Source organism: Bifidobacterium mongoliense DSM 21395 (assembly GCF_000741285.1).
GTDB classification, from domain to species: domain Bacteria; phylum Actinomycetota; class Actinomycetes; order Actinomycetales; family Bifidobacteriaceae; genus Bifidobacterium; species Bifidobacterium mongoliense.
On sequence record NZ_JGZE01000023.1, the window covers coordinates 1 to 12,477 of the forward strand.

Consider the following 12,477-nt stretch of genomic DNA (forward strand, 5'->3'; position numbering starts at 1 on the left):
CGTATTCGTGCGCRTCGYWGKMCWCRYCGRKCACCGGCATCGCCGAGGCGGTGTTCGCGCGCGGCCTGTCGAGCCAGACGGCGCAGCGCGAGGGCGCGGCCAAGCAGGATCTGAAGGGTCCCGACGGCGCCCTGCACGTGGCGGCCGGGGATCGCGACGCGTTCCTCGAGGACATCCGCCAGGCGCTGTACGCCTCGAAGATCGTGGCCTACGCTCAGGGCTTCGACGAGATCAACGCGGGCGCCCGCGAATACGGCTGGGATATCGATCAGGCGGCGGTGGCGCGCATCTGGCGCGGCGGCTGCATCATCCGCGCCCAATTCCTCAACGTCGTGTCCGACGCGTTCGAGTCGGGTGAAGCCGACGTCTCGATGCTCTTCGCCCCGTATTTCAAAGAGGCGATCGCGCGGGCCCAGGATTCGTGGCGTCGCGTGGTGTCGCGCGCGGCGACGTACGGCGTTCCGGTCCCGGCGTTTTCCAGCTCGCTGGCGTATTACGACGGGCTGCGTTCCCCGCGTCTGCCCGCTGCCCTGATCCAGGGTCAGCGCGACTTCTTCGGCGCGCACACGTACGGCAGGATTGATGCTCCGGGCGCGTTCCACACGCTGTGGGCCGAATCCGGACGTCCCGAGATCAAGGCCTGAGCCGCGAGGCTTAGCCAGGCTTAGCTAGAAGTTCACAACACCCTGCTCCGGGGGGTCGAATGTGCCTGTTGTGGCACACTTCCGGCTTTCGGGGCGGGGTGTCGGCGTATATGCGGGATGGCTGGTTCCCGTGTGGCGGGTATCGCCGCGTGAAGCCGTTATGGACGCGGCTCCGCTATGGCTTGGGCATCCAGCCCCAGGTGGTCCTCGAACCAGTGCCGGCCCGACGGCGTCACCGTCAGGGCGCGGCGCGGTGTCGAGCGCCTGATCACGTCGAGTTCCAGCAGGCGTCGGCACAGGCCGATGCCCGCCGGGCCGGCGATATGCATGCGCCGTTCCGTCCAGTCGAGGCAGGCGCGTATCCGCGCCTGTGCGGTGGGCAGCATGATGCCCTGATCCGCGAACCACGCCGTTCCGGCCAGGGTGAGTCGCATGGCGTCGTCGGATGTCTCGATAAGTCCCTGCGCGTTCATGGCGTCCGCGAGGGCCACGCCGAGTCGTCCGGCGATATGGGTGTAGCAGGTTCTGGCGGCCTGAAGGCGCCGATCGGCCCGCACCTGACGGTAGCCCACCGGATGGGCCCTGCGGGGTCCGGCGGCCGCACCGAGGGATTCGACGATACGCGCCATATGCTCGCCGGAGAGCCGCACGTAGTGGTGCCGACCCTGGCGTATCCGCGTGATCGCACCCGCATCCTCGAGGTGGGCCAGGCACGAACTCATGGCCTGGGGGCTGACGTCTATCTGATGCGCCAGTTCGCCCGGCGTCCAGGCGCAGCCGTCCATCAGGGTCACGCACACCTTGGCCCTCGTCGGGTCGGCCAGTATCGAAGCCAATGCGCTGATGTCGTCGCCCGTGTCCCATACATCCATGGCAGCCATCCTAATGCGGGGACGGTTCCACGGCCATGGAAGGCTCGTCGTGCCATATTGGGGGCATGACATCAGTACAGGCACACAGCGACGACCACACCCACCACGCCGATCACACCGGCGACAACGATCACCTCAACGGCATCGACCACATCACCATCGACCCGGGCATGCTCTATTACGGCAACACCGTCGTGCTGCTGAGCACCCTCAATCCGGACGGCACGACGAACATCGCCCCGATGAGCAGCACATGGGCGCTCGGGCACACCATCGTCCTGGGCATGGGGGTGGGCAGTCGCACGGCGACCAACCTACGCGAACGCGGCGAGGCCGTGCTCAACCTGCCGGGCGTCGAACTCTGGAAACAGGTGGAACGGCTCGGCGACACGACAGGGAACACACGCGGCCAGGTGCAGCACGGGCACGGCAGCGTGCCCTGTGCGGATAAATTCGCCGCGGTCGGGCTCGATCGGCAGCCCTCGCAGACCGTATCCTGCGACCGCGTGGCGCAATGTCGGTTGCAGATCGAGGTTCGTGTCGTCGGTGCTGCGCCGGATGCCGATGGCCACTTCCTCATCGCGCAGACGCATGTCCAGATGGTCCACGCGGATCCGGCCATCGTGGTGCCGGGCACCTCGCATGTCGACCCGCGGCTCTGGAAGCCGTTGATCTACAATTTCCGCCACTACCATACCCTCGGTTCCCAGGTGGGGGAGAGCGCCATCACCGAGACGCCATCGGCGTGAGGCGCTGAAGGTGTGGCGCTGTACAGTGCGGGGTCAGTGCGCGGTACCGGTCTCCGGCACCCCGGCGGCCGCGCACGGCTCGGTGAACCAGATGCACTCCTCGGTTCCGGTGGCGAAGGAGGCCGGGGTCGCGGGGTTGTTCGGTTCGGCCAGCGCCCGTGCCAGTGCCTCGGCCTTACCGCTTCCCGCGGTGAGGACCCACGTGCGGCGGCTGCGCGCCATCAGCGGCGCGGTCATCGACAGGCGCAGCGGCGGCAGTTTGGGCGAATGGTCGACGCCTACGACGAGACGTTCGCGCTCGCCGATCTGCGGATGGCCGGGGAAGAGCGAGGCGTAATGCCCGTCCGGGCCCATGCCCAGGACCAGCAGGTCCATGGCCGGTTCCGGGCCGAGCGCCTCGACCAGTTCGCGTTCGTACGCCCGTGCGGCCTCGTCGAGGAGGGCCTCGTCGGCGGCGTCGTCCGCTGCGGCAACGGCGGCGGGGGAACGGGTGTCGGATCCCATCTCATGGATGTTGGCTTCGGGCAGCATGCCCGCGCTCACCAGGTGGTCGAGCAGCAGACGCCGCGCTTCGAAGGCGTTGCGATCGTCATCGTCGGCGGCGACGAAGCGTTCGTCGGCCCACCAGATCCGCACCCGGGACCAGTCGATCGCGTCGGCAAGCGGGTTGTCGGCCATGTATTGCAGGGCCTTGAGGGTGTCGGATCCGCCGGTGAGGGCCAGATCGAACCACTCGGCCTCGGGCCGGCCGTTCAGTCCGTCGAGGATGGCCAGCAGGATGCGCTGGGCACCAGCTTCGGCGATGGTATGGGTATGGGGATACACCACGCGTTGGGTATGAACCATGACCGTTCTTTCCTTGGATATGGCGTCGGCCGGGAGTCCCACCCTCATGGGGTGTGCTCTTCCCGGCCGACGCATCGGTATTGATGCGGGACGTCCCGATGGTATCAGCTGTACAGCAGGTTCCAACCCGTGTTGATGACCTCGCCGTACACATCGTCCGGTTCCAGGCGGCGCAGCTCTTCGCTCAGGCAGTCCTCGTCGGACCGGATGGGCATGGAGATCGGCTGCGGGGCCTGGCCGGGGAAGCTCACCATGGCCTGGTTGTCGTCCGGGCGCGCGAGCGAGAGCTCGCCGTCCTCACGTTCCAGATGCACGGCGGTGATCGCCGTGGCGTCGTCCACCGTCTTGAGCTCCACCGGCACATCGAGCCGCAGACGCAGCCAGGCGCGCAGAAGATCGAGCGGCAGGAAGTTCTTCGGGCCGCTGACGGTGGCCTTGAGGATGGGCAGGTGGGGCGGCTGGTCGAGCATGGAGGCGAGCATGGCCCGCCACACGGTCAGGCGGGTCCATGACAGATCCACGTCGGCCGTGTCGAGGTTGCCGCGCAGGCGCTCCATGGTGGCTTCCGGGTTGTCGGAGTTCATCGCGTCGGTGATACGGCTGCGGGCCATGGCCCCGATCGGATCCTTCGAGGGGCTGGCCGGCGGGTTCGTGGGCCACCAGGCCACGATGGGCGCGTCGGGGACCAGCAGCGGGATGACGAGCGTGTCCTGATGGCGGACGAGTCCGTTCCGGGGGCGCAGGATGATGATCTCGCCGGCACCGGCATCGGCGCCGAAGCGCACCTGGGCACTGAGGTTCGAATCGTCCTTGTCCGGATCGATGTCCGACGATGCGTCGGGCACGATCGCGATGACGCGGCAGGGGTGCTCGCGGCTGGCGGTGTTGGCCGTCTCGAGCGCCTCCTCGAGGTTGTGGTCGCGCGTGAGGATGAGCAGGGTGAGCACACGTCCGGTGGCGGCCTCGCCGCGCTCGTCGTGCAGTTCGTCGATCTTCTGCGCGATCTCGCTGGTGTGGGTATTGGGCATATCGATGATCATGGCATCCTCCAGTGGCGTCCGTCGCGTGCGAGCATCTCATCGGCCTCGGTCGGTCCCCAGGTCCCCGAGCGGTAGGGCTGCGGTTGGCCCAGCGTCGACCAGAACTCCTCGATCGGGTCGAGGATCTTCCAGCTGAGGTTGACCTCCTTGGTGGTGGGGAACAGCGGCGGGTCGCCGAGCATCACGTCGAGGATCAGGCGTTCGTAGGCCTCCGGCGAATTCTCGGTGAAGGAGCGGCCGTAGCTGAAGTCCATGGAGACGTCACGCACCTCCATGGAGGAGCCGCCGGGCACCTTCGAGCCGAACCGCATGGTCACGCCCTCGTCGGGCTGCACGCGGATGACGATGGCGTTCTTGCCCAACTCACGCACCGCCGTGTTCTCGAACGGCAGATGCGGGGCGCGTTTGAAGACGACCGCGATCTCGGTGACGCGCTTGCCCAGGCGTTTGCCCGTGCGCAGGTAGAAGGGCACGCCGGCCCAACGGCGGGTGTCCACGTCCAAGCGGATCGCGGCGTAGGTCTCGGTCGTGCTGGACTGGTCCACGCCCTTCTCCTCGAGATAGCCGCCGACGCGGGTCGAGCCCTGCCATCCGGCCGAGTACTGGCCGCGGGCCGTGTGGTCCTGCAGGTTGCTGGGCAGACGCACCGCCGACAGCACCTTGGATTTCTCGGCCGCCAGGTCCTCGGCGGAGAAGCTGACAGGCTCCTCCATGGCCGTCAGGGCCATGAGCTGGAGCAGATGGTTCTGGATGACGTCGCGTGCGGCGCCGATGCCGTCGTAGTAGCCGGCGCGGCCGCCGATGCCGATGTCCTCGGCCATGGTGATCTGCACGTGGTCGACGTAGTTCGAATTCCAGATCGGCTCGTACATCGCATTGGCGAAGCGCAGGGCGAGCAGGTTCTGCACCGTTTCCTTGCCCAGGTAGTGATCGATGCGGAACACGGAGCTGGGGTCAAAGACCTCGGAGACGACGCGGTCGAGTTCCTTCGCGCTCTGTAGGTCATGGCCGAAGGGCTTCTCGATGATGACGCGGCGCCAGGCGCCCTCGCTCGACTTGGCGAGGCCGGAGGCCGCCAGCTGCTTCGAGACGGTGGGGAAGGCGCTGGGCGGCACGGACATGTAGAAGGCGTGGTTGCCGCGGGTGCCGCGGTCGCGGTCGAGTTCCTGGACGGTGTCGCTCAGGCGGGTGAAGGCCTCGGCGTCATCGAACGTGCCCTGCACGAAGCGGATGCCCTTGGCGAGGTTCTCCCACGTGGCCTCCTTGAAGGGGGTCCGGGAGCGCTGCTCGACGGCCTCCTTGACGAAGGCGATGAAGTGTTCGTTGGTCCAGTCCCTGCGGGCGAAGCCGATGAGGCTGAAGCTCGGGGGCAGCAGCCCTCGGCTCGCCAGATCGTAGATGGCGGGCAGCAGCTTCTTGCGCGACAGGTCTCCCGTCACGCCGAAGATCACCAGGCTGCAGGGGCCCGCGATGCGCGGCAGGCGCAGATCGCGTGGGTCTCGCAGTGGATTGTTCCATGCAATGGAGTCGGTCATGGGTCCCATAGTAATGTTCTCCCCCCGCCGGCGAGGCGTTCGTATCGCTGTCGACGATAATTCGCGGTGTCTCAAATATCACAGTCCCGCACGAACCGGCCGTGCGGGACTGTGATATGTCGATGATGTTCAGTGGTATGCGTCGGCGGCGCCGGTCACAGCACCTTCGAGAGGAAGGACTGCAGGCGTTCGCTCTGCGGGTGCTCGAACACCTGCTCGGGCGTGCCCTGTTCGTCGATCACGCCGCCGTCGGTGAAGATGACGCGGGTGGCGACCTCGCGGGCGAAGGCCATCTCGTGGGTCACGAGGATCATGGTCATGCCCTGCTGCGCCAGACGCCTGATGACGGCGAGCACGTCGCCGACCATCTCCGGATCGAGCGCGGACGTCGCCTCATCGAACAGCATGATGTCGGGGTCCATCGCCAACGCCCTCGCGATGGCGACGCGCTGCTTCTGGCCGCCCGAGAGGGAGGCCGGCATCGCGTCGACCTTCTCCTGCATGTTGACCAGCTCGAGCAGGCGCAGGGCGTTCGCCCGGGCCTTGTCCTTGGGTATCTTGGCGACGAGAGTGGGCGCCAGGGTGATGTTGTCGCACACCGACATGTTGGGGAACAGGTTGAAGTGCTGGAACACCATGCCGATCTGCTCACGCACCTTGTCGATGTTCGTCTTGCGGCCGCCGAGGTGGTGACCGTTGACGACGATGGTCCCCGAGGTCGGGGTCTCGAGGCCGTTGAGGCAGCGCAGGAGCGTGGACTTGCCCGCACCGGACGGCCCGATGATGCACACGACCTCGCCCTTGCGCACCTGCAGGTCGATGCCCTTGATCACTTCGGTGCTGCCGAAGCTCCTGTGCAGGTCGCGCGCGTCGACGACGAAGCCGTCGGCGTCGGCGGGTGACGGCGTGGTGGAGGTGTGGATGGTTGCTGATGTTGCTGCGCTCATTACTTGTTGAGCCTCCTATCGGCGATGTTCGCCAGCCATGTCAGGAACGTGATGGCGATGAAGTACAGGATGCCCACCATGAGCAGCGTCTCCGTGACGCGGAAGTTGGCGGCATAGAGCTGCTGTGCCTGATAGAGCAGGTCGGCGAAGCCGATGGTGAGCAGCAGTGACGAATCCTTGATCATGATGACCAGCTGGTTGATGATCGAGGGTGTGGCGATCTTGATGGCCTGCGGCAGGACGACCCGCCGCAACGTCTGGCCGTAGGTCAGGCCCAGCGACCGGGCGCCTTCGGTCTGGCCGACGTCCACGGAGCGGATGGATCCGCGGATGATCTCGGTGAGATACGAGCCGGAGTTGAGCGACAGGGTGAAGAGGCTGGAGATCCACAACCAGTTCGGCAGGGCGTGCCCGACGAGCTGCGGGATGCCGAAGTAGAAGAAGAACGCCCAGACCAACAGTGGGGTGCCGCGGAACACGCTCACGTAGATGCGTGCCAGCCAGTTGGCCGCAGGATTGGGGCTGATGCGCATGAGGCCGAAGACCATGCCGATGATGAGGGCGAGGGTGAAGGCGAGCACCGTGATGATGAGGGTGTTGCGCAGGCCTTGGGCCAGTGCCGGCATCGAGGATTGCACGAGCTGCCAGAAGCTGGGCTGGCTCGCTTTGACCGGGGTCTTGGCGGACGAGGAGGAGGTCTTGCCGAGATAGCGGTCGAGGATTCGGTCGTATTCGCCGGAGGACTTGAGTTCGGCGAGTCCGGCGTTGATGCTTTGAGCAGCGCCGCGTTCTTGCCCTTGTTCACCGCGATGGCGTAGGAGCTCGGGCTTCTTGGGTGTCACGGTCTTGAGGCCGTTGTTTTGCGAGATGCCGTAGGCCAATACGGGGTAGTCGTCGAAGACGGCCGAAGCGTTGCCGGACTTCACCATCTCGTACATGGTGGCGGACTGGTCGACCGAGTGCACGGTGAAGCCGTACTGCTTGGCTATGGACTTCGCGTAGATCTCCGAGGACGATCCGGTCTTGACCGTGACGGTCTTGCCTTTCAGGTCGCCGTAGCCCTTGATGGTGGTGTTGCCTTCCGCGACGGCCATTTGGACGCCGGATTCGAAGTAGGGTTCGGAGAAGTCGTAGATCTGCTTGCGTTCGTCGGTCACGGACATGCCGGCGATGACGGCGTCGGCCTGGTTCGAGCTCAGGGCCTGCAGGGCGGCGTTGAATCCCAGCGACTGGATTTGGATCGAGAAGCCCTGGTCCTTGGCGATGGCGCGGATCATGTCCATGTCGATGCCGACCAGCTTGCCGTGCTCGCGGAATTCGAAGGGCGCGAAGGTCGTGTCCGTCGCGATGGTGAAGCTCTTGCCTTTGACCGAGCTTTCGGCCGCCGAGGCCGGGGCCGCTCCCGCCATCGCGAATCCGGCGACGGCCGCCAACGCGATCAGGAACGACATCACCACCTTCACCAACCGGGACTGCTTGCGCCACTGCGTACGTGCAGGCTGCATGCGCGCTTCCTTTCGTCTCATCGGACGATGTCTCCGCCCGTTGCTTCTGACACACATAGTCGAGGTTTGTGGCGTGTAGTTTTCGAGCATGTTACGAACGGGTATGGCAAACCCCGCCGGCAGAGCGTGTCGGCGGGGTTTGCGATCGGTGTGCGGGTCGCGTGTCGGGACGGGGCTCAGAGCTCCGGCGAGACCATGATCTTCACCTGGGATTTGTCGCTCGCGAGCGTCTTGATCCCGTCCTCGATGGCGTCGTCCAGGCTGACCTTCTTGGTGACGAGCGGCTCGAAGAGACCCCGATTGTTGTCGATGATGCCGAGCACCGTGTCGAAGCTGTTGTTGTAGCACAGCGTGGTGAGGATGTCGATGCCCTGCATGATCACGTCGTCGGTCAGGTTGATCGACACCGGGTGGCCGAACAGCGCCAGGATCTGTACGACGCCGGTGCGCTTGGTCACCTTGAGCGCGGTGTCGAAAGTCGGCTGCACGCCGGCGCATTCGAAGGTGATGTCCACGCCGTTGGGGTAATCGGCCTTGATGGTCTGCTCCACGTCCTGCTTGGCGGGATTGATGGTGTCGGTCAGACCGAGTTCGCGCGCCTTGTCGAGGCGGACTTCGGAGACGTCGGAGATGTAGACGCGGTTCGCGCCGGCGATGCGCGCCAGCAGCGCCGTGACCAGGCCGATCGGTCCGGCGCCCATCACCGCCACCGTCTGGCCTTCGCGCAGGTGGGCCTTCTTGATGCCTTCGTAGGCCACCGACGTGGGTTCGCACAGCGCGCCCAGCTCATAGGGCATGCCTTCGGGCAGTTTGTGGGCGAAGACGTCGTCGATGTTGGCGAACTGCGCCATACCGCCGTCCTGGGAGAAGCCCAGGAAGTTGCCGGCGCCGTCCTCGGCCACGACGGCGTTGCAGAAGTTGTAGTTGCCGGCGCGGCAGTTCTCGCAGCGTCCACAGGCGATGAGGGGCTCGACCGCGATCGCGTCGCCGACCTTGAGATCCGTGACTTCGGAGCCCACGCGCACGACCTCTCCCGAGAACTCGTGGCCCAGCGTGATCGGCACGGTCTTGCCGGTCAGGGGGTGCGGATGGGTGGGCAGGCCCCAGCCTTCGAGATAGGCGTGGAGGTCGCTGCCGCAGATGCCGCAGTATTTCACCTTGATCTGGACCTGGTCGGGGGCCGGGTCGGCGATGTCGACATCCTCTACACGGATGTCACGTTCTCCATATACACGTACAGCCTTCATCGTTGGATCCTTTCGCCGCTGTGGGAATGCATTCCCGGACACCCATTGTCCGGGCTGCCAGCTGGCACATCGCCCAGTATAGTCCCGATTGTCCCGTCACCGGCTCTCGTCGTGTGCGTCGTGCGAACCAGCCGACTCGGTCGGGCTGAGCGCGCCGTCGACGATCTCGTACAGGGCGTCCGCATAGCGTTCCAAGCGGGTGTCATGCGTCACCACGATGATCGCCTTGTCTGTCTCGTGGGCGAGGTCGCGGAAGATGCCCATGACCTGGAAGGCGTGATCCGTGTCGAGGGAAGCCGTCGGTTCGTCGGCCAGGATGATGGTCGGATCGGCGTACAATGCCCTGGCGATGGCGACGCGTTGGCGTTGTCCGCCCGACAGCGTCGCCGGGTAGGAGTCGAGCAACTGTTCGATGCCCAGCGTCTTGAGCACTCCATGGAACCGGTCGGGGTCCATATGATGGGTGCCTTTGACCTTGTCGACGAGGGCGAACTGGTTGCGGACCGTGAGGAACGGCACGAGGTTGTAGGACTGCAGGACGAAGCCGATCGTGGTCAGGCGCAGCCGTTCGCGGCCCCGGGCCGACAGGTCGTGGTACGGCGAATCGGCCACGGAGATGTCGCCCTCGGTCGGCGGCAGGAGTCCTCCGACGATGGACAGGAAGGTGCTCTTGCCCGAGCCCGACGGTCCGATCACGCCGACCAGCTGGCCGTATTCGGCGCTGAAGTTGACATCCGTGAGGGCCTTGACCGTGCTGCGGCCGCGCCCGTAGGTTTTGCTGACGTGTTCCAGAGTGATGGCATCCATGATTACTCTCCTATTCCCCTGCGACGATTGACGTGGGCCGGATGGTGGCGATGGTTTTGACCGAGGCGAGCGAGCCGAGGGTCGACATGACGATGATCGCCAGGCCGGCGCCCGTGAGCAACGGCATGTTGAAGCTCATCGGCACGCTCGGGGGTATGGCCAGGGCGGTGGCCGCCGCGAGCCCCGCGGCCAGCACGACGCCGACGATCGCGATGAGGGTGGCCTGGATGAGCATCGCCTTGACGAGGAACCAGGTCGGAATCCCCTGGATCTTGAGCACCATATAGTTCGGTATCTTCTGCATGGTGAGGATGTATTGGAAGATGGCGATGATGACCAGCGTGATGACGAACAGGAAGCCGATCATCAGGCTGAACGTGATGTTCTGCGCGCTGTACCCGGGCAGCTTCTCGATGAAGATGGCGATGCCGAGCCTTTCAGTGCCGGATGGTGTCTGGGGCGGCGTGGCCGTCCGTTCGATGACGGCGCTCGCCTGGGGCTTCGGTGCGCCCTGGGGCAGATCGCCGAATTTTCTGGTCTGCCAGGTCTCGAGCGGCACGTACAGCACCGGTGCCACGTTGAGTTTGGTGTTGTGCACGAAGCCGACGATGGTGAGCGTCGTGTCGTCGCCGACCTTGATGGTGTCGCCGAGCGCGTAGCCGTTAGCTTTGAGGCCGTCGTCCGCCACGGTTTCGTGGGCCGTGTCGAAGCGCCGGCCCTCGGTCGGGTTGAGTTCGCGGTAGACGAACTGATCCTTGTCGATGCCGAGCAGGTCGACGGTGGTCTTGTCGGAGTCGCCTGCCGAGGTGCCCACGGCGCTCAGCTCGCCGATCGAGGCGACATCGGCGCCCGCGGGGGAGACGTCGTCGACCTGCTCCTTCGTGAGGGACGATTGGCGCAGCCCGCCGTCGGCCTCCGTATTGAGCACGATGGATGAGGCACGCCAGGAATCGACCGCGGATCGGTTGGATTGCGCCAGACCGTAGGCCAGTGACGTCAGGATGAACGTGAGGTAGCCGATGAGCGTGATGGTCAGGATGATGAGCGCATAGCGCATTTTGCTGTGGCGTATTTCGGTAAGGGCCAGAAACATGGCGGGCGCCTTTCAATGGGTGGGTAGCAATGGGTAGAGGGCAATGAGCGGATAGATGAGACAGAGGTTCAGTGGGTGGAAGGATTGGAGGAGTGCACCAGCCCGGCGCGCAGCAGGTCGAGCAGTGCCGCGAACCGGTCGAGCGCCGTGTGCGCGGGTTCGCCGCCGAGCACGTCCTTGGCCGTCCGGTGGCTTTCGTGCACCGCGGCGCTCAAGGCGGCTCGTCGCAGGCGTGCATCCGTGATGGTGCGCCCGCGGACGAGTACTGGCATGTCGCCGTATCCCGCGTGGGCGCTATGACCCATATCGCCGCCATGGCCTGTATGGCTGGCGTGGTTCATATGCCCGGTGGGTGATGCAGCGCCCGAATCGGGCGACTGGTGCATGGCGGATGTGTGAATGATCGCCGGGTGCATGCCCGCCGGTTGCGGCTGATGCGCGGTCTCGCCGGCGTTATGGTCCCGGTGTACGGCCAGCTCGTACTGATTGGTCAGCCAATGCATGGCGAACAGGCGGCGGTACGGCGAATCGTCCAGTCCGCGGATGAAGTCGGCCGTATACGCGTAGATCGCCTCGAGGGTGTCGTCCGGGTGATCGCGCAGCGAGCGTTCCAATCCGGCGTCGACCTGGGCCAGTGCGGTGTCGAGGACATGGCGGTAGGCGTCGAAGAGGTCGGTGAAGTACACGTAGAACGAGCCTCGGGCGATGCGTGACGCCACGACGATGCGCGAGACCTTCGCCTCGCTCAGGGGGTGCGCCGAGAATTCGTCGAGGAGCGCCGTGGTGATGACCGCACGCTTCGCCGCAGGCAGATGAAGAAACGTCTCGCTGGGCATGATCCCCTCCTCGTTCGTGACGGACGCGCCGGTGGACGGCGTGCGGTGTGATGCACGATATATGACACGGTGTCATAACTCAATCCACCATACATGGGGAAGATGACATCGTGTCATATCCCGTTGTCTAGATTGAAGTGCAACACCTTATACCATTGGAGATTGTCTAGGTTTCCGCGGGAGGAAGGTGTCGCACCCATGTCACGAGTGTATTCGCATATCGGTGAGGAGGAAAGGCAGGTCATCCAGATCCAGGTGGCAACGGCGCCACGGTCCGGGCGATCGCCGCCATGCTGGGCCGTAGCGCGTCGAGCATCAGCCGCGAGATCAGGCGCAACACGTGGTTCCCGTCCACC

At 65.3% G+C, this 12,477-nt stretch carries 11 protein-coding genes and 2 pseudogenes; 3 read left to right on the plus strand and 10 right to left on the minus strand.

The window, feature by feature from the left end; genetic code table 11:
* Positions 1-644, plus strand: a pseudogene (locus BMON_RS07660) (NADP(+)-dependent, decarboxylating phosphogluconate dehydrogenase); the annotation flags it as partial.
* A 158-nt stretch (positions 645-802) separates the two neighbouring features.
* Here BMON_RS07660 and BMON_RS07665 read toward each other — a convergent pair.
* Positions 803-1,516 (minus strand): ArsR/SmtB family transcription factor, encoded by a 714-nt coding sequence (locus BMON_RS07665; protein WP_033512898.1) that lies wholly within the window; start codon positions 1,514-1,516, stop codon positions 803-805.
* A 65-nt stretch (positions 1,517-1,581) separates the two neighbouring features.
* Between BMON_RS07665 and BMON_RS07670 the strand changes: the two genes are divergently transcribed.
* On the plus strand, positions 1,582-2,265 hold the full coding sequence (locus BMON_RS07670; protein ID WP_081883000.1) for a flavin reductase family protein: 684 nt from the start codon (positions 1,582-1,584) through the stop codon (positions 2,263-2,265).
* Between the two features lie 33 nt (positions 2,266-2,298).
* On the opposite strand, the gene pgl is transcribed toward BMON_RS07670, so the two are convergent.
* From pgl to BMON_RS09330, 9 genes are all read right to left on the minus strand, one after another.
* A complete protein-coding gene (gene pgl / locus BMON_RS07675) occupies positions 2,299-3,111 on the minus strand; it encodes a 6-phosphogluconolactonase (RefSeq protein ID WP_033512896.1) in 813 nt (270 codons plus the stop codon).
* A 104-nt stretch (positions 3,112-3,215) separates the two neighbouring features.
* Entirely contained in the window at positions 3,216-4,151 is a 936-nt protein-coding gene (locus BMON_RS07680) for a glucose-6-phosphate dehydrogenase assembly protein OpcA (RefSeq protein ID WP_033512895.1), read from the minus strand.
* Entirely contained in the window at positions 4,148-5,695 is a 1,548-nt protein-coding gene (gene zwf, locus BMON_RS07685) for a glucose-6-phosphate dehydrogenase (protein ID WP_420307841.1), read from the minus strand. The genes BMON_RS07680 and zwf overlap by 4 nt, the downstream gene beginning before the upstream one ends.
* 146 nt (positions 5,696-5,841) lie before the next feature.
* A complete protein-coding gene (locus tag BMON_RS07690) occupies positions 5,842-6,633 on the minus strand; it encodes an amino acid ABC transporter ATP-binding protein (RefSeq protein WP_081883001.1) in 792 nt (263 codons plus the stop codon).
* Positions 6,633-8,138, minus strand: a complete 1,506-nt coding sequence (locus tag BMON_RS07695) for an ABC transporter substrate-binding protein/permease (RefSeq protein ID WP_237745384.1) — start codon at positions 8,136-8,138, stop codon at positions 6,633-6,635. Before BMON_RS07695 ends, BMON_RS07690 begins: the two co-directional genes overlap by 1 nt.
* A gap of 176 nt (positions 8,139-8,314) precedes the next feature.
* Positions 8,315-9,385, minus strand: coding sequence for a 2,3-butanediol dehydrogenase (locus BMON_RS07700; protein ID WP_033512891.1), 1,071 nt, complete (start codon positions 9,383-9,385; stop codon positions 8,315-8,317).
* A gap of 96 nt (positions 9,386-9,481) precedes the next feature.
* Complete coding sequence (locus BMON_RS07705) at positions 9,482-10,192, minus strand: ABC transporter ATP-binding protein (protein WP_033512889.1); 711 nt, start codon at positions 10,190-10,192, stop codon at positions 9,482-9,484.
* Positions 10,193-10,202: 10 nt separating this feature from the next.
* Entirely contained in the window at positions 10,203-11,285 is a 1,083-nt protein-coding gene (locus BMON_RS07710) for an ABC transporter permease (RefSeq protein WP_033512887.1), read from the minus strand.
* 68 nt (positions 11,286-11,353) lie between these two features.
* Positions 11,354-12,121, minus strand: coding sequence for a TetR/AcrR family transcriptional regulator (locus BMON_RS09330; RefSeq protein ID WP_051918020.1), 768 nt, complete (start codon positions 12,119-12,121; stop codon positions 11,354-11,356).
* Between the two features lie 198 nt (positions 12,122-12,319).
* Between BMON_RS09330 and BMON_RS10720 the strand changes: the two are divergent.
* Positions 12,320-12,477: pseudogene (locus tag BMON_RS10720) on the plus strand (helix-turn-helix domain-containing protein); the annotation flags it as partial.